Source organism: Ferrimonas marina, from assembly GCF_900129905.1.
Taxonomy (GTDB): domain Bacteria; phylum Pseudomonadota; class Gammaproteobacteria; order Enterobacterales; family Shewanellaceae; genus Ferrimonas; species Ferrimonas marina.
This window is the reverse complement of the sequence record NZ_FQXG01000007.1, coordinates 279,684-302,156: the sequence shown is the minus strand read 5'-3', so window position 1 is coordinate 302,156 and position 22,473 is coordinate 279,684. Positions and strand designations below refer to the sequence as shown.

22 protein-coding genes are annotated in these 22,473 nt (G+C 60.6%); 15 read left to right on the top strand and 7 right to left on the bottom strand.

From position 1 onward, the window contains the following. Positions 1–48: 48 nt before the first annotated feature. Entirely contained in the window at positions 49–336 is a 288-nt protein-coding gene (locus BUC04_RS17795; protein WP_067660573.1) for a hypothetical protein, read from the bottom strand. Positions 337–498: 162 nt separating this feature from the next. Here BUC04_RS17795 and BUC04_RS17790 point away from each other — a divergent pair, with 162 nt between their 5' ends. After that, positions 499–882, top strand: coding sequence for a DUF3192 domain-containing protein (locus BUC04_RS17790; protein WP_067660576.1), 384 nt, complete (start codon positions 499–501; stop codon positions 880–882). Here the strand turns inward: BUC04_RS17790 and BUC04_RS17785 are convergent, their stop codons facing one another. After that, on the bottom strand, positions 883–1,113 hold the full coding sequence (locus BUC04_RS17785) for a DUF2789 domain-containing protein (protein ID WP_067660579.1): 231 nt from the start codon (positions 1,111–1,113) through the stop codon (positions 883–885). Positions 1,114–1,252: 139 nt separating this feature from the next. Here BUC04_RS17785 and BUC04_RS17780 point away from each other — a divergent pair, with 139 nt between their 5' ends. Then, positions 1,253–1,885 (top strand): GNAT family N-acetyltransferase, encoded by a 633-nt coding sequence (locus BUC04_RS17780; RefSeq protein ID WP_067660581.1) that lies wholly within the window; start codon positions 1,253–1,255, stop codon positions 1,883–1,885. A gap of 1,249 nt (positions 1,886–3,134) precedes the next feature. On the opposite strand, the gene BUC04_RS17775 is transcribed toward BUC04_RS17780, so the two are convergent. Next, complete coding sequence (locus tag BUC04_RS17775; RefSeq protein ID WP_067660584.1) at positions 3,135–3,545, bottom strand: DUF3301 domain-containing protein; 411 nt, start codon at positions 3,543–3,545, stop codon at positions 3,135–3,137. Between the two features lie 2 nt (positions 3,546–3,547). Beyond that, the gene (locus tag BUC04_RS17770) at positions 3,548–4,564 is read right to left on the bottom strand and encodes a DUF3549 family protein (protein ID WP_067660587.1); all 1,017 of its coding nucleotides are present in this window, start codon (positions 4,562–4,564) and stop codon (positions 3,548–3,550) included. A gap of 96 nt (positions 4,565–4,660) precedes the next feature. On the opposite strand from BUC04_RS17770, the gene BUC04_RS17765 reads away from it, so the two are divergent. From BUC04_RS17765 to BUC04_RS17750, 4 genes are all read left to right on the top strand, one after another. Continuing rightward, a complete protein-coding gene (locus BUC04_RS17765) occupies positions 4,661–4,999 on the top strand; it encodes a YqcC family protein (protein ID WP_067660590.1) in 339 nt (112 codons plus the stop codon). Continuing rightward, on the top strand, positions 4,992–5,780 hold the full coding sequence (gene truC, locus BUC04_RS17760; RefSeq protein WP_067660593.1) for a tRNA pseudouridine(65) synthase TruC: 789 nt from the start codon (positions 4,992–4,994) through the stop codon (positions 5,778–5,780). The genes BUC04_RS17765 and truC overlap by 8 nt, the downstream gene beginning before the upstream one ends. Positions 5,781–5,945: 165 nt before the next feature. Further along, positions 5,946–6,419 carry a flavodoxin gene (locus BUC04_RS17755; protein WP_067660596.1) on the top strand — a complete coding sequence of 158 codons (474 nt, stop codon included), beginning with the start codon at positions 5,946–5,948 and terminating at the stop codon, positions 6,417–6,419. Further along, positions 6,419–7,843: a PTS transporter subunit EIIC gene (locus BUC04_RS17750; RefSeq protein ID WP_067660599.1), complete on the top strand. Its 1,425-nt coding sequence runs from the start codon at positions 6,419–6,421 to the stop codon at positions 7,841–7,843. Before BUC04_RS17755 ends, BUC04_RS17750 begins: the two co-directional genes overlap by 1 nt. 54 nt (positions 7,844–7,897) lie before the next feature. Here BUC04_RS17750 and dapD read toward each other — a convergent pair whose 3' ends face one another. Genes dapD through map form a run of 3 tightly spaced genes read right to left on the bottom strand, consistent with a single transcriptional unit; the run spans position 7,898 to position 12,128 of the window. Then, on the bottom strand, positions 7,898–8,722 hold the full coding sequence (dapD, locus tag BUC04_RS17745) for a 2,3,4,5-tetrahydropyridine-2,6-dicarboxylate N-succinyltransferase (RefSeq protein ID WP_067660602.1): 825 nt from the start codon (positions 8,720–8,722) through the stop codon (positions 7,898–7,900). Then, a complete protein-coding gene (gene glnD / locus BUC04_RS17740; protein WP_234977452.1) occupies positions 8,719–11,319 on the bottom strand; it encodes a [protein-PII] uridylyltransferase in 2,601 nt (866 codons plus the stop codon). Before glnD ends, dapD begins: the two co-directional genes overlap by 4 nt. 14 nt (positions 11,320–11,333) lie before the next feature. Then, complete coding sequence (gene map / locus BUC04_RS17735; RefSeq protein ID WP_067660604.1) at positions 11,334–12,128, bottom strand: type I methionyl aminopeptidase; 795 nt, start codon at positions 12,126–12,128, stop codon at positions 11,334–11,336. A gap of 271 nt (positions 12,129–12,399) precedes the next feature. On the opposite strand from map, the gene rpsB reads away from it, so the two are divergent. The 9 genes from rpsB (at position 12,400) to bamA (ending at position 22,467) form a co-directional block, all read left to right on the top strand. Beyond that, the gene (gene rpsB / locus BUC04_RS17730; RefSeq protein WP_067660606.1) at positions 12,400–13,128 is read left to right on the top strand and encodes a 30S ribosomal protein S2; all 729 of its coding nucleotides are present in this window, start codon (positions 12,400–12,402) and stop codon (positions 13,126–13,128) included. A gap of 139 nt (positions 13,129–13,267) precedes the next feature. Further along, the gene (gene tsf, locus BUC04_RS17725) at positions 13,268–14,140 is read left to right on the top strand and encodes a translation elongation factor Ts (protein WP_067660609.1); all 873 of its coding nucleotides are present in this window, start codon (positions 13,268–13,270) and stop codon (positions 14,138–14,140) included. Positions 14,141–14,260: 120 nt separating this feature from the next. Then, positions 14,261–14,995, top strand: a complete 735-nt coding sequence (gene pyrH / locus BUC04_RS17720) for a UMP kinase (RefSeq protein ID WP_067660611.1) — start codon at positions 14,261–14,263, stop codon at positions 14,993–14,995. Between the two features lie 29 nt (positions 14,996–15,024). Next, entirely contained in the window at positions 15,025–15,582 is a 558-nt protein-coding gene (gene frr, locus BUC04_RS17715) for a ribosome recycling factor (protein ID WP_067660613.1), read from the top strand. Positions 15,583–15,724: 142 nt separating this feature from the next. Next, positions 15,725–16,483, top strand: a complete 759-nt coding sequence (gene uppS, locus BUC04_RS17710) for a polyprenyl diphosphate synthase (RefSeq protein ID WP_067660616.1) — start codon at positions 15,725–15,727, stop codon at positions 16,481–16,483. A gap of 58 nt (positions 16,484–16,541) precedes the next feature. After that, on the top strand, positions 16,542–17,390 hold the full coding sequence (locus tag BUC04_RS17705; RefSeq protein ID WP_067660619.1) for a phosphatidate cytidylyltransferase: 849 nt from the start codon (positions 16,542–16,544) through the stop codon (positions 17,388–17,390). Between the two features lie 3 nt (positions 17,391–17,393). Further along, on the top strand, positions 17,394–18,584 hold the full coding sequence (gene ispC / locus BUC04_RS17700) for a 1-deoxy-D-xylulose-5-phosphate reductoisomerase (RefSeq protein WP_067660622.1): 1,191 nt from the start codon (positions 17,394–17,396) through the stop codon (positions 18,582–18,584). Then, entirely contained in the window at positions 18,584–19,933 is a 1,350-nt protein-coding gene (rseP, locus tag BUC04_RS17695; RefSeq protein WP_067660625.1) for a sigma E protease regulator RseP, read from the top strand. The genes ispC and rseP overlap by 1 nt, the downstream gene beginning before the upstream one ends. Before the next feature lie 32 nt (positions 19,934–19,965). Continuing rightward, positions 19,966–22,467 carry an outer membrane protein assembly factor BamA gene (gene bamA / locus BUC04_RS17690; protein ID WP_067660628.1) on the top strand — a complete coding sequence of 834 codons (2,502 nt, stop codon included), beginning with the start codon at positions 19,966–19,968 and terminating at the stop codon, positions 22,465–22,467. The last annotated feature ends 6 nt before the right edge of the window (positions 22,468–22,473 follow it).

Genomic DNA, 22,473 nt, shown 5'->3' with positions numbered 1-22,473 from the left:
TAGCCAGCCCGGGGGTGGGACAAAAGCCGGGCTTGGCCCGGAGCGAGCTCAATCACGGCGAGCCTTGAGCTCGGCGACCTCCCGCTCCAGCTCGGTCAGCCGTTGCTGCAGGGCGGCCACCTGGGCAGCCAGGTCTGGAGCGGGCGCCGTCGGCTCGGCTGGCTTTAACGCCGGCTCGGCCTCCAGTGGCTGCGGGTTGGCCTTCCATTGCTTCAGTGCCTGGATCAGCACCGGCATCGGGAAGCTGTGGCCGGTTTTGCTTTTCAGGCGGGCCAGGGTGGGGCTGACGCCCTGTCGATGCAGGTCACTAAGTGCCTGATGAATAACTGGATCCATGGGCGATGTCCGTTGGTGAGAATCGCCACAAGTTTGCCTTATTTGCCAATTGTGAGCCAGGCCATATATCCAAGTTGTTGTTTTTAATAAATTTAAATTTCTGGTACGCCCCTTGCTCTAGGATAGGGTGTCTTCGATAACTCGCAAACAAAGGATGTAATGATGCATAAAAACAAATTGCTGGTGGCCATGATGTTGACCTCCACTCTGGCCCTGAACGGCTGTGTTGTCGCGATGGGCAACAAAGGGGGCTGGGACGGTAAGAGTACCTGGGAGGAGCAGCAGCAACTGAATCGGAAAAACCTGGAGAAGGTGGACCTGGGCATGTCGGTCGCCGAGGTCCGTACCATCATGGGCACCGCAGACTTCAATGAACTGCATCAACTGGATGCGGGTGTTGTCCAGGTGCTTTATTTCCGCACCCACCGCAACAAGGGCGATGGCAAGACCGCCAAGGACGAGTGTACCGCTGTGGTGTTCCGTGACGGTGCAGTGATCGGCTGGGGTGATCGCGCTTACGCTGACGCCACCCGCAGCAGCCTGTAATCACCCCCTGAGCAAGGTATCGAGGATGTCGATGGTCTCGGTCCATTCGGCATCCCGATGCCGCTCTTCCATCAGAAAGGCACGCTGGCTGTCGTTCCAGAACGGCGCCTCCTCCAGGGATTGACCCGGGCTAAGCCGGTGCTCCGACAGGAAGTGATCGATGGCGGTGGATTCGGGATCCAGGCCAAGCTGGGCGAACAGGTGGGTCAGGTCTTTCGGGGTCATGTCCATGCTAAGGCCCTCAAGCTTGCATTTTGGTCATCATTTGACCGATGTTTAGGGGGTCTTTTACTGAAGCTTAGCTGCCCAACGCTGGAACCGTGCCCCCGGGGGTGGTGAACCGGCGCCAGCCACCAAAGGGAGCCCTGCCATGGAACCGGCCTCTGCCGCTGCTGCCACCTTACGTTACCTGTCTGCCGACGACCTGCGGCTGACCGCCTCACTGCTGCTAAATGCCTATCGTGATGATCCCTTCTTTCGTGCCGTCCTGCCCAGTCAGGACTACGAACAACGCCTGCGGGCGGCGATCCGGGAGGAGCTGCAGGAGATGTGGCAGCGTCAACAGCGCTTCCTGGGCCTGGAGGTGGAGGGCACCTTGGTGGCGGTGGCCTCCTTGCTGGATCAGCACTACCCCTTAGGCCAGTCCCGCTTCTGGAACTGGCGCCTGAAGATGGCGCTGGGTACCGGCTGGAGTGGTGCCCGCCAATGGATGGCCCGGGAAGAGGATGTGATGGACAGCCTGGGGGCGGGGCCAAGCTGGTTGATCCAGTTTATCGCGGTCGCACCGGCTTACCAGCGTCGAGGCTATGGTGCGCAGCTGCTGGCAGCCCTGACTCGCTGGCAGCGTGAAGAGCAGGTACCGGCCCTGGCCGCCATGGTGTATCAAAAGGCGTTGGTGCCGATGTTTGAGCAACAGGGATTCCAGTTCCTCGCCAACCTCAAGGTGGGCCGAGTGGAGGGGGATCTCTATCGGCTCTCCCTGGCTGAAGCGTCGATCTCCTAGTGGCGTGTAAGAGATCGCCCATAGTGGGGTTGGGCAAACTCCACTATTGGTACCAGCGATAACCGGGCAAATGATGTTAAAACCTGTTTAAACCAATGGTTTGCGCCGCATCACTTCGTTCACACTTTGGCTTTCACTGTGATCTGGGTTCACATTGGGGCTTGTGAGAAAAAAACGAAGTAATAGAATTAACTACAAGCTCAAGGAACGGGCGAACATCTCGAATTGGCACTGACATGGAGTTGGGTCATGAGGGATGTCAGGCACTGGAACGGGCTTCCACAGGGAGTGGGGCTTGATGAAGGGTGCCGGCGGATAGGATGAGGCCGCAAGGATGGAACACACGGGAGACCGTGTTGGGTAAACAGGAAGATTACCCTGCCAGGAAGGCAAGTACGCAAGTACAAGGAAGCTGAAGGATCAGCCAGGGACGACGCACGGATTAGCAGATACTACGCAAGGATGGGCCAGGGAGTGGCACTAATTTAAGCAGGACAGCTTAACAGCACTAAAAGGGCCGCAATCTTCGGATTGCGGCCCGTTCTTTTTGTGGTTGCCACCGCCCCGCCTCATAGCTCATAGCCTGTCGCTATCTGAACATGCATTTTTAAAATAAGTACATGTTATAAAAAGAAAAAATCCACAAGCGAGGGCAGGTTTTCTGGCCTTAAAAGCGGCCTGTGATCTCTCGACTCGGTGTAAGAGATCGCCCCTTTAGCGCCAGGCCCGATGCTGACTTTTTACATCTAAGTCACTGATATGAATATGATATTGAATTCCACTTCTGCCCTTTTCGGGGCTTTGACGGTAGCGCCCCCCTGTCTGACCGTCTTGTCCTCACCCGGCGCTCATCTAAACTCTATCCCTGTCGGAACAGGAAACGTTGATTTGGCGGGTGATTTAGCAGGAAGCCAAGCCACCCCATTACGAGTTCAGGGATGACGATGGACCCCTTCATGGAGGAAGGTGTTCGGCCCGAAGGATTGGGTCGTGGTAGGGATACCAGTACGTTTGACAGGGCTTCGCCAGGGAGTTGCAGGATGCAGTGGCGAGAGTGACCAAGGAATGGTTTCTGGGTAGGAGTTACCCGCGCTGGAGTACAGGGAGGCCGAGGGATCGGTCAGGGAAGAGGCAGGATGCCATTCAACTCAAGGATGAAGCAGGGAGCACTGAGTTAACAGTGGATGTTGACGCAAGACGTTGTACCCGGGACCGCAACAGGTGACTGTTGCGGTTCTCTTTTTTGTCCTTAACGGCAACCGGTTCCGCAGTTTTTCTTGGGCGCACAGCTGCCACCACCGCAGCTGCCCATGCCGACGCGACCACGGGATTGTGGCGCCTGCTGCCACTCCGGCTCCGGGTAAAAGGGCATCTGGGTGTCCTTCAGCCGATTGCCGAGAAACTCCAGTTCGGCCTTGAGGCTATTGAGACCGTCGGTGCTGAACTCCACCTGGTAGCGGGTTTTCCAGCCAATCCCCTGGCCGGGGATGCGGCCCAAGCGTGCCTGGACCCGGGCGACGTTGAGCATCTGCAGGCGACGTTGCTGGCACAGACGACGGGCGTGAAACTCGGCCCCTTCGGAGATCTGGCGCAGCTGCCAGAAAAGCATCCCCACCAGGCCGCACAGCATCAGCAGCATCAGGTCGAACAGGTTTAGCATGGTTATCCTCGCAAGGCGGTCATCAATCGGCCGATGGCCTGGGCCAGGGCCGGCGAACGTTGGGGGTCACGCATCTTGGCCAGCACCGCTGGGCGCAAGGCAGGGATGGCCACCAGGTCCAGGTAGAGTTGATTGAACAGCTGGCTGGGGTGCAGTGCCATCTTCTCCAGCATCAGACCGACCCGCTGTTCATCCAAACCATGCCACATCCGTGCCGCGATGGCGATCAGTGCCTCGGGATCCAGATCGGATTTTGCCAACAAAAGATCAACCCCTTGGCGGCAGTACTGCGGATTGCCGGCCAGTGCCCGCAGGCACAACCGCTCGCTGGCATCGTCGTCACATCGGCCCGCCCGTTGCAACCAGGCTTGAGCCAGGGCATCGCTGACCGAGGTGTGCTCCTGCATGCTAGCCCAGGCCTGCAGCGGTGCCATCGGCATCTTCTCGATCGCCGTTACCACGTCGGCCTCCTCCTGGGCGGTGAGCCGGCAGGCCATATCGGCAAAACCCTGCAGTCCAAGCTGTTGCCACTGGTCCCAGGGCCGCTGGCCCAACAGGTAGTGCTGTACCGATTCGAAGTGGACGCTGGCCGGTTGTGCCAGCAGACCGCGGACCCGGGCATGGAACATCGCCATCTTTTCCTGGCTCGGGGTGAAGGTGAAGGGGTTGTTGTTGAGTCGTTCCTGCTGCTCTTCACTCAAGGGCGCCGCCGGGTCCTGGCCCAGGGCCTCCACCACCATCTGCAGAAACTGGTTACGTGCCGCCGGGTTGATCAGGCCACGCTCATCCAGCGGCAGCTTGAGGAACCAGACGTAATGCTGGGCCGACAGCTGAGGATTCCAGAACAGCAGACCCAGCCAGGCGTGGCCGGCACGGGGGAAGGGGTAGGGCTGATGACCGGATTCGATCTGGCCGAACAGGGGACGGTCCAGGGGCACCACCCGGCGGCCAAGATCGTACACTTGGTACTGAGTGCCCGCTTGGGTTAAGAATTGATCCAGGGTGGTAATGGTGTCCATCAGGGCGCTCCGGCAGGGATTTGGGGGCGCCATTATAGGGCCTGTGGACAGGCAATGGTATTATCCCCGCCCATTCGCTCACAGCCAGGACAACCCATGCACGACAGGCATCTCATCCACTCTTTGCTGGCGCAGTTACAGGCGGCACTGCAGCAGGCCCAGCTCTGGCAAAGCAGCCCCCCCAGTGCCGAGGCGCTGGCCAGTCGACAGCCCTTTGCCTGCGATACCCTGAGGTTTGAGCAGTGGGTTCAGTTCCTCTACCTGCCGCGGCTGCAGCAGCTGATGGAGGCTGGCCAGGCGCTGCCTACCAAGGTAGCGGTGGCGCCGATGGCGGAGGAGTCGTGGCGAGGGCGGTCGGGGCTGGATGGGGTGGTTGACCTGCTGGCCCAGCTGGATCGTGCCTTGTCACAACCGGAGGGAGCCAGCGGTGATTGAGATCCTGTACGAGGACGAGCACCTGGTGGCGGTGCACAAGCCGTCGGGGCTGCTGGTGCACCGCAGCTGGCTGGATCGCCATGAAACCCAGTTTGCCATGCAGATGACCCGGGATGCGGTGGGCTGTCATGTGTTTCCGGTGCACCGGCTGGATCGCCCGACCTCAGGGGTGCTGCTGTTTGCCAAAAGCTCCGAGGTGGCACGGACGCTGTCGGCCCAGCTGGAGGCACACCAGGTGGAGAAGCACTACCTGGCTTTGGTGCGGGGCTACCTGAACCAATCCGGTAGCCTGGATTACCCACTCAAGGAGGAGCTGGATAAGATCGCCGATAAGCACGCCGATCCCGACAAGGCCCCGCAGGAGGCGGTAACCGATTATCGCCCGTTGCGACAGGTGGAGCTGCCGATCCCGGTGAGTCGTTACCCCAGTGCGCGCTATACCCTGATGCACCTGATGCCCAAGACCGGGCGTAAGCACCAGCTACGACGCCATATGGCCCATCTGCGCCATCCCATCATCGGCGATACCACCCACGGCGATCGCCATCACAACAAGCTGTACCGCAACGAGTTTGATCTGCAGAGGTTATGGCTGGTGGCCAAGGGGATGGGACTGAGGCACCCGGTCAGTGGAACACCCTTGTGGATCGAGGCACCACTGGAGAGTCAGTGGCAGCCGCTGCTGGCTCGATTTGGCTGGCCGCAGCAGCAGGAGTACTACCAGATCAGGAGTGACGCACTCGCGGCAGGGCCAGGGGCAGTTCCGTCTTCTGCACCGTAACAAAGTAGAGATTTCGACGAACACGTCGCTGGCTGCTGACCTGGCGGTGGATCTGTCGACGCCGAAGGCTACGTTGTTGCATGCTGGGACCCCATCTGGGCTGGTTGCGCCTGTTCGGCCCTTACAGTAAGTTGGAAGCCATCAAGTTTCAAGTCGGTTAACGTTATGTCATCCATTCATTTGCTGGTCGGGACGGTCTACGGTGCCGCTGAACACGTGGCCGACCAGGTCGCAGCGGCACTGAAAGAGCAGGGTCACCAGGTACAGTTTATTGAAGAGCGCACGGCGGCGGCGATCAGCGCCATTGCCGACCAGGTCCTGCTGGTGATCACCTCCACCACCGGCTCCGGTGATATTCCCGATGAGCTGGCCCCGCTGTTCTTCGATCTCAAGGAGCGCTTCCCGCTGCTGCCCAACCTGCGCTACGGCGTGGTGGCACTGGGCGACAGTAGCTACGGCGAGACCTACTGCGGCGCCGGCCGTCAGTTTGATGAGCTGCTGACCGAACTGACCGCACAGCGGGTCGGTGAACGTCTGCAGATCGACGCCTGCGAAACCTTCGAGCCCGAGGTGGAAGCCCTGGCCTGGCTGCCTCAGTGGCTGGCGGCCCTGGAGCAACCGGCGGTCGCCAACGCCTGATGCCACAGCGGCTGTTTCATCGCCTGCAGCGGGTGGGCAAGGCGTTGATGGTGCCGGTAGCGGTGCTGCCGGTGGCCGGCCTGCTGGTGGGGCTGGGTAACGCCGTTCCCTTCTTCCCTGAGCTGCTGACTAACCTGCTGCTCTATACCGGCGCCTCGGTATTTGAGCTGTTGCCGCTGATGTTTGCCGTGGCGGTGGCGCTGACCTTCTGCCATCAGGATGGCACCGCGGCCTTGGCGGCGGTGACCGGCTACGGTGCACTGTTAGCCACCATGGCGGCCCTGGCCCAGTCTTTTGGCTGGCCAACCCAGCCGGTACTGGGCTTTCAGACCCTCAATACCGGAGTGCTGGGGGGCGTGCTGATCGGCCTGCAAACCAGCGCCGCCTACCGACGCTTCCACAAGATCCGGTTGCCGGAGGCCTTTGCCTTTTTCTCCGAGCGTCGCCTGGTGCCGCTGGTCAATGTACCGCTGGGGATGCTGCTGGGGGCCGTGCTGGCCATGTTGTGGCCGGCGCTGCAGTCCCTGCTTGACCGCTTCTCCGACTGGGCCCTGTTCCAGCAGCCGATGCTGGCCTGGGGCCTGTATGGCACGGTTGAGCGATTGCTCATTCCGCTGGGGCTGCATCACATCTGGAACCTGCCGTTCTTCTACGAGATTGGTCAGTACAACGCCGGCCCCAACTACCCGGTAACCGGCGAGATCACCCGCTTTCTTGCCGGCGATCCCAACGCCGGCCATCTGGCGGGGGGCTACCTGGTGAAGCTGTGGGGGCTACCGGCAGCGGCCCTGGCTATCTGGCACTGTGCCGAGCCGCGACAGCGTCGCCAGACCGGGGGAATCATGATCTCCGCCGCGCTGACCTGCTGGCTCACCGGGGTGACCGAACCCATTGAGTTTGCCTTCCTGTTTATTGCGCCGGGGCTGTTCCTGCTGCACGCGCTGTTGACGGGGCTGGCTTACATGCTGGCGATATACGTGGGGGCACACCATGGCATCGTGTTCTCCCATGGCATGCTGGATTTTCTGCTCTACCTGCAGATCAGCCGCGATCCCTGGCCGCTGCTTTGGCTTGGCTTGCCGGTCGCGCTGCTCTACTACACCCTGTTCCGGGTGGCGATCCTGCGCTTTGATCTGGCGACACCGGGCCGCACCCGCCATCGGCAGAGTCGCTTCTTCAAGGCCTCCACCGAGGCGATCCTGGCGGCGCTGGGCGGGGCAGAGAACCTCAAGAGCCTGGACGCCTGCCTGACCCGGCTGCGGCTGTCGCTGTATCAGCCGGAACGATTGGACCCGGCAGCGCTTAAGCGGTTGGGTGCCAAGGCGGTGATCCAGCACGGCGAAGGGGTTCAGTTGGTGGTCGGTACCCAGGCGGATGGTGTCCGGGCCCGCCTGCAGCAGGCGCTGAAGCCCCGTTCGGATTAGCCCAGGCACAAAAAAAGCCACCTTTTGGTGGCTTTTTTTATGGGTGCTGGCGGCTTATTCGGCGCTGCGCAGCAGCTCGTTGATGCCCACCTTGGCGCGGGTCTTGGCATCCACCTTCTTCACGATGATGGCGGCGTAGAGATCGCAGGTGCCGCACTTGGAGGGCAGGGTACCGGAGACCACCACGGAGCCGGCCGGAACCCGACCGTAGTGAACTTCACCGGTTTCGCGGTCGAAGATGCGGGTGCTCTGGCCGATGTAGACTCCCATGGAGATCACAGAGCCCTCCTCGACGATCACCCCTTCCACTACCTCGGAGCGGGCGCCGATAAAGCAGTTGTCTTCGATGATGGTGGGGCTGGCCTGCAGCGGCTCCAGCACGCCACCGATGCCAACGCCGCCGGACAGGTGCACGTTCTTGCCGATCTGGGCACAGGAACCCACGGTGGCCCAGGTGTCGACCATGGTGCCCTCATCGACGTAGGCGCCGATGTTGACGTAGGAGGGCATCAGCACGGTGTTGTTGCCGATAAAGGCGCCCTGGCGCACCGAGGCCGGCGGCACCACGCGCATGCCTTCCTTGCGGAAGCGGGCCTCGTCGTAATCGGCAAACTTCATCGGTACCTTGTCGAAGAACTTGGTCTCGGCACCGTCAATCACCTGGTTGTCGAACAGACGGAAGGAGAGCAGTACCGCCTTCTTCAGCCACTCGTTGACAACCCACTGACCATCGCGCTTCTCGGCAACACGGGCCTCGCCACTGTCCAGCATGGCCAGGGCGCGCTTAACGTCGGCGCACAGCTCGGCCGGGGCGGTGGTGGGGGTAAGCTCAGCGCGGGATTCAAAAGCCGCTTCGATGCGCTGTTGCAGTTCGGTCATGATGACTCCTTCAAATTCGATAGGGTGTCCTGCTCCAGGGCCTCAGTCAGGGCGCTGCGCAGGGTGTGTTGCATGGGCGGAGACAGGGCCTCGCCCTCGGGGGTCGACAGCAGGAAGAAATCCTCCGCTTTTTCGCCCACCGTGGTGATCTTGGCGGCCTTCACTTCGATGCCGCACTGTTCAAACACCTCGCCGATCTGGGCCAGCAGGCCGGGGCGGTCGAGGGTGACCAGCTCCACCATCGAGCTGTTCTTGCGATGGTTGTTGAGGAACTTGACCCGGGTTGGCACCTGGAAGGAGCGCAGCTTACGGGACAGCGGGCGCAGTGCCCGACTGGGGGCCTGGGCCCGGCGCAGTGCCTGCAGCAGGCTCTTGCGGATGCTGGCGATGCGCGAGGGGCTCTGTACCGGGGCGCCATCATGCTCGAGGATGACGAAGCTGTCCAGCGCGTAGCCATCGCGAGTGGTGAAGATCTGGGCGTCGTGTACCGACAGCCGCTTGGCGTCCAGTACCGTCATCACCCGGGTAAACAGCCCCGGGCTATCCGGGGCGTAGACAAACAGCTCGGTGCCGCCACGGGTCATGTGTACCGACAGCTGCACCTGGTGCGGCTCGTCCGGCTGGCTGAGCAGGTGTTCGCTGTGCCACTGGATCTGCGCCGGAGTGAAACGCAGGAAGTAATCGGCGGAGAAGCGCTGCCACAGCTGGTCGATGTCGGCCTGTTCGAAGCCTTGGCGCAACAGCTGATTGCGCGCTTTCGCCTGGTGTTCGCGGATGCGCGCCCGGCCATCCACCGGCGCCATCGAGCCGTTGAGTAGCCGCTCCCGGGACGCGTGGTACAGCTCCCGCAACAGCGAGCCCTTCCAGTTGTTCCACAGGCTGTTATTGGTGGCGCAGATGTCCGCCACGGTCAGGCAGTAGAGGTAGGCCAGCTGGGTCTGATCCTTGACCTGGTTGGCAAAGGTCTCTATCACCTCGGGATCGGTGATGTCGCGGCGCTGGGCGGTGACCGACATCAGCAGGTGGTGCTGTACCAGCCAAGCCACCAGTCGGCCATCGTGTTCGTTCATGCCATGCTGCTGACAGAAGCGCTTGGCCTCTTCGGCACCGATGTCGCTGTGATCACCGCCCCGGCCCTTGCCGATGTCGTGGAAGATGGCGGCCAGCACCAGCAGCCCCTTCTTGGGCAGCTGATCAATCAGCACGCTGCCCAGCGGGAAGATCGACTTGTGCTCCGGGTTGGAGAAGCGCTCGATGAATTGCAGCAGACGATGGGTGTGCTCATCCACGGTGTAGGCGTGGAACAGGTCGAACTGCATCTGCCCGGTGATGTGTTGCCAGGGCTCGAGGTAGGCGCCAAGGATGCCGTGACGGTGCATCAATGACAGCGCCTTGAAGCCTTGGGGGTGCTTGAGGATCGCCATAAACAGCTGGCGACACTCGGCTCGCTCCGACAGCGGTGCCGCCAGGGTGCGGCGGGCATTGCGCAGCAGGCGCAGGGTTGAGGCGGAGATGGTGGTGATGGCCGGATGCTCCAGGGCATCGAGAAACAGCGCCAGCAGATTGTCGGGCTGAGCGAAGATGTCGTCCCGTCGGGCCTCGATGTAGTGACCACGACGGTCGAAGCGCTCGCTTAGCGGTTCGCGTGCCGGCAATGCCTGTCGATCCAGGGTGGCCTGCTGAAACAGCAACAGCAGCATCTGGTTGAGTTCACGCACCGCCCGTACCGTACGGTAGTAGCGCTTCATCATCTGCTCGACCGCCAGCTGGGTTTCGTCGCTATAGCCCATCAACTTGGCCACGTCTCGTTGGCGGTCAAACAGCAGCTTCTCTTCGGCCCGGCCGGCCACCAGGTGCAGGGCAAAGCGCAGACGCCACAGGTAGTCGCGACAGGTGCCCAGCTCCTCCAGCTCCTCCTGGGTCAGGTAGCCATGGCTGACCAGCTCCGCCAGGCAGCTGGCGTTGAAGTGGCGCAGTGCCACCCAGGTGATGGTCTGCACATCGCGCAGGCCACCGGGGCAGGATTTGATGTTGGGTTCCAGATCGAAGGGAGTGGATTTGCTGTGGCGCAGCTCCTGCTCCTCGAACTTGGCTTGGAAGAAGTCGGCGCTGGGCCAGAAGTCGTCCCTCAGCAGGCCCTGCTGCAGCTCGCTATAGAGCGTCTGGTCACCGCACAGCAGGCGTGACTCCAGCAGGTTGGTGGCGATGGTCACATCATCCTGGGCCCTGGCCAGGGTTTCCGCCACCGAGCGGACCGAGTGGCCGATCTCCAGTCGGGCGTCCCACAGGGTGGTGAGCAGGACACCGAGGCGCTGCTCCTGCTCAGCCGTAGGCTGCTCCGAGGTCAGTAGCAGCAGGTCGATGTCGGAGCGGGGGTGCAGCTCACCGCGGCCATAGCCGCCGACCGCCACCAATGCCAGCCCCTGCTGCCCCAGCTCAAACTGCTGCCACAGCCGCTGCAGCAGCAGGTCAACCTCGTGGGCGCGGGCGGCCAGCAATACGCCGATCGCCTCACCCTCAACGAACTGCTGGTGCTGCTGCTGATCCAGGGTTGCCAACTGGGCCTTGATCTGGCCCACCATCGCCTGATTGTCCATCCGTGTGCCTGAGCTTAGCCGTGGCTGATGATGCGGGGCAGTTGCCCCTCTTCTTCGCCGCGCCAGGTCAGAACCTCGCAGCCATCTTCAGTCACCAGCAGGGTGTGTTCGTACTGGGCGGAGGGTTGGCCATCCTTGGTGGTGGCGGTCCAACCGTCCTTCTTGCTGACCTTACAGCGGTAGTCACCGGCGTTGATCATCGGCTCAATGGTGAAGCACATGCCGGCCTTCAGCTCCAGCTTGGCCTTGTTGCGGTAGTGGACGATCTGGGGCTCCTCATGGAACTCCTTGCCGATGCCGTGGCCGCAGAAGTCGCGCACCACGGAGAAGCCGTTCTGATCCGCCAGCGGGTGGATGGCATCGCCGATCTCACTGAGGCAGGCGCCGGGCTTGACGGTGTGGATGGCGGCGTACAGCGCCTTTTGGGTGATCTCCACCAGCTTCTTGTTGCGCGGGGTGGTGTTACCGACGATGAACATCTTGGAGGTGTCGCCGTGGAAGCCATCCTTGATCACCGTGATGTCGATGTTGACGATGTCGCCCTCTTTGAGCTTCTTATGGCCCGGAATGCCGTGGCACACCACTTCGTTGATGGAGATGCAGGTGGACTTGGGGAAGCCGTGATAGTTCAGCGGCGCCGGGATCGCCCCCTGGATCTTGGTGATGTGGTCATGGCAGATCTGGTTCAGCTCCTCGGTGCTGATCCCTTTCTGCACGTGGGGCTCGATCATCTCCAGCACCTGGGCCGCCAGTTGGCCCGCGATGCGCATCTTTTCGATCTCTTCCGGGGTCTTGATGACAATACTCATTAGGCTACTCTTTAACTCGTTTTTGCTGACCGCCCAGGCGCTGTGAAATTTGAGCTTGCGGGCGCAGTATGGTATAAAGCGCGCCGACTCTCATTGCCATGCCTTCGGGCAGGGGGCTGGCGTTTGCGCCAGGCCCAGCGGAATGGGCGTCATTATATCGTTAAAATTAACTCATAAACCACACACGTACCGACACATAGTGCGGGGTGCCCTTCGGGGTCGGGCTATGGAGTACGTGGAGGCTTAACCCCAAATTTAAGAGAGATTTATCATGGCTACTGTTTCCATGCGCGACATGCTGAAGGCCGGTGTGCACTTCGGTCACCAAACCCGTTACTGGAACCCGAAGATGAAGCCGTTCATCTTTGGCGCTCGTAACAAGGTTCACATCATCAACCTGGAACACACCGTTCCGATGATGAACGAAGCCCTGGCTTTCATCAGCAACGTTGCTTCCAAGAACGGTAAAGTTCTGTTCGTTGGTACCAAGCGCGCTGCCGGTCAAGCGGTTAAAGAAGCGGCTCAAAGCTGCGACCAGTTCTTCGTCGACAACCGCTGGTTGGGCGGTATGCTGACCAACTGGAAGACCGTTCGTCAGTCCATCAAGCGTCTGAAGGATCTGGAAGCTCAGTCTCAAGACGGCACCTTCGAAAAGCTGACCAAGAAAGAGGCGCTGATGCGCACTCGTGAAATGGCCAAGCTGGACAAGTCCCTGGGTGGTATCAAGGACATGGGCGGCCTGCCGGACGTAATGTTCGTTATCGGTGCCGACCACGAGCACATTGCTATCAAAGAAGCCAACAACCTGGGCATCCCGGTTGTCGCTATCGTTGATACCAACACCAACCCGGACGGCGTAAACTACATCGTTCCTGGCAACGATGACGCGATCCGCGCTATCCAGCTGTACACCGGTGCGGTTGCCCAGGCTGTTAAAGACGGCCGTGGTCAGGACCTGGTTGTTCAAGCTGAGCAAGACGGTTTCGTAGAAGCCGAGTAATTTGGGTCGGGTTTTTGCCCCCCAGATCGCCAAGATTCAATGCCCATCTTTCTGCCATAGTTAGCTGGGCATTATTGGTTAAATTGGGGCCCACGGGCCCCTTTTTCTAAATCAGACGTGTGTCTAGAGGAAATTGACAATGGCAGTTACTGCTTCCCTGGTAAAAGAGCTGCGCGAGCGCACTGGCGCTGGCATGATGGATTGTAAGAAAGCCCTGGTTGAGACCAACGGTGACATCGAGCAAGCCATTGAGAACATGCGTAAGTCCGGTCTGGCCAAAGCCGCTAAGAAAGCCGGCCGTGTTGCTGCCGAGGGTACCCTGATCATCAAGCAGGCTGACGGTGTTGCAGCCATGGTTGAAGTGAACTGTGAAACTGACTTCGTTGCTATGGATGCCTCTTTCCAGGCCATGGCCAACGAGATCGGCGACATCGCCCTGGCTGGCAAGATCACCGACATCGAAGCGCTGCGTGCCGCCCCGATGCGTGACTCCGACGTTGAGACCATCCGTGCTCAGCTGGTTGCCAAGATCGGTGAGAACATGGCCGTACGTCGCGTTCAGATCGTTGAAGGTGACAACCTGGGTGCCTACATCCACGGTCGTAAGATCGGTGTAGTTTCCGTTCTGAACGGTGGCGACGAAGAGCTGGCGAAAGACATCGCCATGCACATCGCTGCTTGCTCCCCGCAGTTCGTTAAGCCGGAAGACGTTTCCGCTGAAGTTGTGGCCAAAGAGCGTGAGATCCAGGTTGAGATCGCCATGAACTCCGGCAAGCCGAAAGAGATTGCTGAGAAGATGGTTGAAGGCCGTATGCGCAAGTTCACCGGTGAGATCTCCCTGACCGGTCAGGCTTTCGTTAAGGATCCGTCCAAGACCGTTGGTCAACTGCTGAAAGAGAAGGGCGCCGACGTGGTGAACTTCGTACGTCTGGAAGTGGGCGAAGGTATCGAGAAAGAAGAAGTCGATTTCGCTGCTGAAGTTGCTGCTCAGGTAGCCGCGGCTAAGCAATAAGCGCCGACTTGTTCCATATTCAGACCGCAGCCTGTGCTGCGGTCTTTTTTAGGCGCTGCTGATCTTTGCTGCTGAACCCGGCAGCAAAGATCAGCAAGCCCACGTATCAGGATCTTATATATGAGCACCAATCCAAAACCTGCATTTCGTCGAATTCTGTTGAAACTCAGTGGTGAGGCCCTGATGGGCTCCGAGGGCTTCGGCATCGATCCCAAGGTCCTGGACCGCATGGCCCAGGAGATCAAGGAGCTGGTGGAGCTGGGTGTCCAGGTCGGTGTGGTGCTGGGTGGCGGTAACCTGTTCCGCGGCGCGGGCCTGGCCGAAGCGGGCATGAACCGCGTAGTGGGCGATCACATGGGGATGCTGGCCACCGTGATGAACGGCCTGGCGATGCGTGATGCCCTGCACCGTGCCTACGTCAATGCCCGCCTGATGTCTGCCATCCCGCTCAACGGTGTCTGTGACAACTACCAGTGGGCCGAGGCGATCAGCCTGCTCAAGACCGGCCGGGTGGTGATCTTCTCCGCCGGTACCGGCAACCCCTTCTTCACCACCGACTCCGCCGCCTGCCTACGTGGTGTCGAGATTGAAGCCGATGTGGTGATGAAGGCGACCAAGGTGGATGGCGTCTACACCGATGACCCGGTTAAGAACCCGGAAGCGGTGAAGTATGATAAGCTCAGCTACCAAGAAGTGCTGGAGAAAGAGTTGAAAGTAATGGACTTGTCCGCTTTCACTCTGGCTCGCGACCACGGCATGCCGATCATGGTCTTCAACATGAACGAGCCTGGCGCGCTGCGCCGCGTGGTGATGGGTGAAAACATCGGCACCCTGATCAGCAACGACACCGAATAACCCCGTTTCAAAGAGATAGGACTTATCCCGTGATTAACGAGATCAAACAAGACGCTGAAAGTCGCATGGCCAAGAGCGTGGAAGCGACCCGCTCCCAGATGGCCAAGGTACGCACCGGTCGTGCTCACCCCAGCCTGCTGGATGGCATCACCGTTTCCTACTACGGTGCCGACACCCCGCTGAAGCAGGTGGGCAACGTGACCACCGAAGACAGCCGCACCCTGGCGGTGACCGTGTTCGATAAGTCCCTGATCCAGGCCGTAGAGAAGGCGATCATGAGCTCCGATCTGGGCCTCAACCCCAACTCTGCCGGTACCGTTATCCGTATCCCGCTGCCGCCGCTCACCGAAGAGCGCCGTAAGCAGCTGGTTAAGGTGGTTCGCGGTGAAGCGGAACAGGGCCGGGTTGCCATCCGCAACATCCGTCGTGACGCCAACGGTGACATCAAGGCGCTGGAGAAGGAGAAAGAGATCTCCGAAGACGACGCCCGTCGCGGCGAAGACGACATCCAGAAGCTGACCGACAAGTTCGTTAAAGAGATCGATGCGATCACTGCGGACAAAGAAAAAGAGCTGATGGAAGTCTGAACCCCGGTGAAGGCTGGGCAAAAGAAGGCCTCACGTTTCTGAGCCTTCGTGCCCCGGCATTCTCCCCGGTGGGTTAGAAAAAGCGCCGTGTAGTGGTATCCTACACGGCGTTTTGGTTTTCAGTGTTACGGGACCTCATTTCATGCCGCAGTCCGCACCCATCTCAGGTGAGCTCGTTATCCCCAGCCACATTGGCATCATCATGGATGGCAATGGCCGTTGGGCCGAGTCACGCGGGCAGCCGCGCGTCGTAGGCCACCGTGCCGGGGTACGTTCGGTCCGCGAGGTTGTGCGACTGTGCCGTGAGCGTGGTGTGCAGGCGCTGACCCTGTTCGCCTTCTCCAGTGAGAACTGGCAGCGGCCGGCCCGGGAGGTGCAGATGCTGATGCGGCTGTTCATCACCGTGCTGCGTCGAGAGGTCAAGCTGCTCAAAAAGAACGACGTGCGTCTGCGGGTGGTGGGTGACATCAGCGCCTTTGAACCCAAGTTGCAACAGCGCATCCGCGAAGCGGAGCTGGCCACGGCGGAATGCCAGGGGCTGAGGCTGAACGTGGCGGCCAACTACGGTGGTCGCTGGGACATGGTTCAGGCGGCGCAACAAGCGGCGCGCTTAGCCCAGCAAGGCGAGATCGAGGTGGAAGCGATAGATGAGGCGCTGCTGGGTCGCTTTATCTGCCTGGCAGATCAGCCTGAGGTTGACCTGCTTATCCGCACCGGCGGCGAGCAGCGCATCAGCAACTTCCTGTTGTGGCAGTGTGCCTACGCCGAGCTGTTCTTCTCCGAGACCCTGTGGCCGGATTTTGCCGATGACGCCTTCAACGAGGCACTGACCTGTTTCGCTTCCCGTCAGCGTCGATTTGGCAAGACATCGGCGCAAATCATGGACGCCACCCTGAGCTGAATAGCCCCTACACTTAACGGCTGATCCCAGTTTCATCTTTGATATTTTCGAGGTTTGTTTGCTTAAGCAACGTGTTCTGACTGCCCTGCTGCTGCTGCCCATCGCGCTGGCAGGGATCTTCATGCTGCCCATCACGGGCTTCTCCGTGGCCGTGGCCGTGGTCATCGTTCTGGCCGCCCGGGAGTGGGGCGCGTTGGTACTGCCGGGACAGCCAGCGGCCAAGTGGCTGTACGGCGCCTCCATAGCGGCGTTGCTGGTGGCACTGCTGTTGCTGGTGCCCAGCTCGCTGATCTGGGTGGATGGCCATCTGCATCCGCTCTACCATGGCCTGCTGGTGGCTGGCGTGCTCTGGTGGCTGGCCGCGCTGGCACTGGTACTCACCTTCCCGGAAAGTGCGGCCAAGTGGCAGAACAGTCTGTTTGCCAAAGTGATCTTTGGCCAGTTGACCCTGCTGCCCTGCTTTGCTGCCCTGCTGGCTTTGAAGGCCTGGCCGGGCACCCTGGACGGGGCCTGGCTGGTGCTGTCAGTGTTGCTGCTGGTGTGGGGGGCCGACACCGGCGCCTACTTCGTCGGCAAAGCCATCGGCAAGAACAAGTTGATCCCCAAGGTCAGCCCCGGCAAAACCCGCGAGGGCCTGCTCGGTGGTATGGCGGTCTGTGCCCTGCTCAGCCTGATCGGCTGGCAGCTGGTGCCGAGCCTGAGCCTGGTTGAGGCGCTGCTGCTGGGGATGGTAACCGCGTTTGCCTCCGCCTTGGGGGACCTGGCCGAGAGCATGTTTAAGCGTGCGGCCAACATCAAGGACAGCGGCAGTCTGCTGCCTGGCCACGGTGGGGTGCTGGATCGCATCGACAGCGTGACCGCAGCGATGCCGGTGTTCGCCTTTTTGTACCTGCTGTTTGGGGCGTAATCCATGCAGAATGTGGCGGTGTTCGGGGCAACAGGCTCCATTGGCGGTAACACCCTGGATGTCATTCGGCGTCATCCGGATCTCTACCGGGCCTCGGTACTGACCGCGCACAGCAACGCCGAAGTGATGGCGGGGCTGTGTCTTGAGTTTGTTCCGGACGTCGCGGTGATGGTCGATCCGCAAGCGGCCAAGCAGCTGGCAGCTCAGCTTAAAGGCCTGGTGCCCACTGAGGTGCTGGCTGGCGAGCAGGCCCTGGTGGACGTGGCCCAGTTGCCGCAGGTGGATACCGTGATGGCCGCCATCGTCGGTGCCGCCGGTCTGGCCTCCACCCTGGCTGCCGTACGCCTGGGCAAGCGGGTACTGCTGGCCAATAAGGAGGCCCTGGTGGTCTCCGGCCGTCTGTTTATGGATGCGGTCAAGGAGAGTGGTGCCACCCTGCTGCCGGTCGACTCCGAGCACAACGCCATCTTCCAGAGTTTGCCGGAGGCGGTTCAGGGCCAGCTTGGCCGTTGTGACCTGGCTCAGCACGGCATCTCCCACCTGCTGCTGACCGGTTCTGGCGGCCCGTTCCGCACCCGTGACCTGGCCAGCTTTGACAGCATCACCCCGGATCAGGCCTGTGCCCACCCCAACTGGTCCATGGGGCGTAAGATCTCGGTCGACTCCGCCACCATGATGAACAAGGGGCTGGAGTACGTGGAAGCCCGCTGGCTGTTCAATACCCGTCCGGACCAGATCCAGGTGGTGATCCACCCGCAAAGCGTTATCCACTCCATGGTCCAGTACCAGGACGGCTCCGTATTGGCCCAGATGGGCCAGCCGGACATGCGTACCCCCATTGCTCACTCCCTGGCCTACCCCCAGCGGATCGCCGCCGGGGTGGAACCTTTGGACTTTTTCAAGGTCGGACAGTTGACCTTCGAAGCGCCGGATTATGCGCGCTATCCCTGCCTCAAGCTGGCCATCGACGCCTGTCACCAGGGCCAGGAGGCGACCACGGTGCTCAATGCCGCGAACGAGATCGCAGTTGCGGCATTTCTTGCGGGGCAGATCGGCTTTAGTGACATTGCCCGAGTAAACGGGTACTGTCTTGAGCACGCAGATTTGGCCCACTGCAGCAGTCTGCAGGGGCTGGCAGAATTGGATAAACAATCCCGGTCACTGGCAAGTGGCTGGATCAGTCGAGGAAAGTGATGCTTGGATTTCTCTGGAACCTGGGAGCCTTTATTGTCGCTCTTGGGCTCCTGGTCACCGTACATGAGTTCGGACACTTCTGGGTGGCCCGGCGGTGCGGTGTCAAGGTCGAACGTTTCTCCATCGGCTTTGGTAAACCCATCTGGCGTCGCATGGGCAAGGATGGCACCGAGTACGTCGTCGCGATGATCCCCCTAGGGGGCTACGTCAAGATGCTCGATGGCCGGGTCGATGATATCTCCGAGCAGGAGGCCGAGCAGGCCTTTGACCGTAAGCCGGTGGGGCAGCGCATCGCCGTGGTGGCCGCCGGCCCCCTGGCCAACTTTGCCCTGGCCCTGGTGCTGCTGTTTGCCATGTTCCTGATCGGCGTGCCGACAGTGAAGCCGGTACTGACCGCACCGGTGGAGAACTCCATCGCCGCCCGCGCCGGGCTGCCGGACAAATCCGTAGTGACCCAGGTCGCCGGTGAGCCGGTGGCGGATTGGGAAGCCTTTAACCTGGCTCTGGCGGCGCAGATCGGCGCCGATCGCATCCCCCTGACCCTGGTCGCCGATGGCGACAGCCGCGAGCAGCAGTTCACCCTGGACACCCGTAGCTGGACGGTGGATCCGGACAAGGAACCGCTGACCACCAGCCTGGGCCTGCAGCTGTGGACTCCAACCATTACCACCGAACTGGCCTTCGTTGACGAAGAGGGCGCCGGCTACGCCGCTGGCCTTCGGGAAGGCGACCGCATCACCCACGTCGACGGTGAGCCGGTCAACTGGGAACAGCTGGTGGCGGCCATTACCGCTTCCGCCGATCAAGCGTTAACTATGGACATCGAACGGGACGGTGGCCGCCAGGTGGTGACCGTGACCCCGCGAGGCACGGTGGAAGAGGGCCAACTGGTGGGCAAGGTGGGGATCGCCCCGCTGCGTGAACCCTGGCCCGAGGCCTACCGCCTGGATCTGAAATTTGGCCCCCTGGCCGCGGCGGTGAAGGCCGCAGACCGCACCTGGGAGCTGACCACTTTGACCTTGGGTACCTTCGTGAAGTTGTTGACCGGCGACCTGTCGGTGAAGAACTTGGGCGGGCCCATCGCCATTGCCCAGGGAGCGGGCGCCAGTGCCGGAGTTGGCTTGGTGTTTTTCCTGGGATTCCTGGCGCTTTTGAGCGTCAACCTTGGGATCATCAACCTCTTCCCGTTGCCGGTACTTGATGGTGGTCACTTACTCTATTACTTTATTGAGCTTTTAACCGGCAAGCCGGTGCCCGAGAGGGCGCAAGAGATCGGCTTTAGAATCGGCTCGGCGCTGCTGTTGTTGTTAATGTCCATTGCCATTGTCAACGATGTTGCCCGACTGTAGGGACATTAGGGAATTACAAGAAAGTCGCGTCTATGAGAATAAATAAAATCATGGCGTCGATGCTGCTTGTCGGGGCCACCTATTCCGGGGCTGCCACGGCTGCAGGCTTCGAGCCATTTGTCGTAGAAGACATCAAAGTTGAGGGATTACAACGTGTCGCCCTGGGTGCCGCGTTGCTTAACCTGCCGGTCAAGGTAGGCGACGAGATCGACGCCATTACCCTCCAGCGTGCAATCCGTTCGCTCTACGCCTCCGCTAACTTCGACGACGTCGAGGTGTTGCGTGAAGGCAACACCCTGGTGGTGCAGGTACGCGAGCGTCCCACCATCTCCAACATCGTGTTGGACGGCAACAAAGACATCAAAGATGAGCAGCTGCAGGAGAGCCTGGACAGCTCCGGCGTTAAGGTGGGTGAACCCCTTGACCGCACCCTGCTGACCGAGATTGAGAAGGGGCTGCAGGACTTCTACTACGGCGTGGGTAAGTACAACGCCAAGGTGGAGGCCCAGATCATCAACCTGCCCCGTAACCGGGTAGAGCTGAAGTTCCAGTTTAAAGAGGGTGACGCGGCGGAGATCCACCAGATCAACGTGGTGGGTAACACCGTGTTCCCGGATGATGAACTGATCGGTCGTCTTGAGCTGAAAGACTACAAGGCCTGGTGGGACTTCTTCGGCGATCGCCGCTACCAGAAGCAGAAGCTGGAAGGCGACCTGGAAACCCTAACCTCCTACTACCAGGACCGCGGCTACATTCGTTTTCGGGTGGACTCCACCCAGGTAGCGATGACCCCGGACAAGAAGGGCCTGTACGTCTCCATCAACATCGATGAGGGCGAGCAGTACAACATCAAAGAGGTCAACCTCACCGGTGAGCTGCTGGATAAGCGCGAGATCCTCGAGGCCCTGGTGCCCCTGCGCGAGGGCAACCTCTACAACGGCGCCGAGGTGACCTTCACCGAGGAGCTGATCAGCAAGTTCCTCGGCCGCTACGGCTACGCCTACCCGACGGTTAACACCTATCCGGACATCGATGATGAGACCAACGAGGTCACCCTCAACATCAACATCGATCCGGGCAAGCGCATCTACGTGCGTAAGGTGGACTTCGCCGGTAACCACGTTACCCGTGACGAGGTGCTGCGCCGCGAGATGCGTCAGATGGAAGGCACCTGGCTCAACAGCCGTAACGTGGAGCTGTCCAAAGAGCGTCTCAACCGTCTGGGCTTCTTCGAGACGGTGGAATCCACCACCACGCCGGTGCCCGGCGCCGACGACCTAGTGGACGTGGCCTACCAGGTGAAGGAACAGCCCTCCGGCTCCTTTACCTTTGGCGTGGGTTACGGCACCGAGAGTAAGCTCAGCCTGCAGCTGGGCCTGTCCCAGGGCAACTTCCTGGGCAGTGGTAACAACGTTGGCATCAACGTGAACACCAACTCCTACTCCAAGAACGTTAACCTGTCCTACACCGATCCCTACTTCACCAAGGATGGGGTCAGTGCCGGTGGCAGCATCTACTGGTCTGCCTTTGACGCCGATCGCTACTACCTGGAGTCCTATAAGAACGACTCCTACGGCGTGGCGTTTGACCTGTCCTGGCCGATCAACGAATACAACCGTCTGGGTGTGGGCATCGGCTATCGTCACAACGAACTGTCCGAGGTGTCGCCCTATCAGCAGGTGTTGAAGTTCTACAACATCTACGCCGATGTGAACGACCCCACCTCGACCCTGGCCTTCGACAACTTTGAGTTGAACGCCAACTGGACCCGCAGCACCTTGAACCGGGGCATGTTCCCCACCGCCGGTAACAACCAGCGACTGAGCACCAAGGTGACCGCACCGGGCAGTGACAACCAGTACTTCAAGGTCAACTTTGACACCAGCTTCTACTTCCCGCTGTCACGGAACCACCGCTGGGTGTTCCTGACCCGGGGTCGCCTGGGTTACGGTAACGGCTACGGCACCTACGACGATGGCACGGTCGAGCACGATCAGATCCTGCCGTTCTGGGAGAACTTCTACGCCGGTGGTTCCACCATCCTGCGTGGCTTCCGCACCAACTCCGTTGGCCCCCGCGCCTTCTACCTGACCGGTGACGGTACCCCCTGTATCCCGGATCCCTCCGGCGGTATCGGCAATTGTGACCTGCCCGGTAACCCGGACCGGGTGACGGTGGATACCGGTCGCTCCGTCGGTGGTAACTCCATCGCTACCCTGAGCGCCGAGCTGGTGATCCCGACGCCGTTCCTGGATGAGGCCTACGCCAACACCGTACGGACCTCGTTCTTCGTCGATGCCGGTAACGTGTGGGACACAGAGTTTGAGTACGATTCCTACCGATTCCTGCCCCAGTCCGAGTTTGATAAGCTGGAGGACTACTCCGATCCGAGCCGGATCCGGGCGTCTTACGGTATGTCGGTACAGTGGGTATCGCCCATGGGCCCCATGGTGTTTAGCTTGGCTTGGCCGATCAAAGAGTACGAGGGGGATCGCACCGAGGTGTTCTCCTTCAACATTGGTCGAACCTTCTAACAGCCA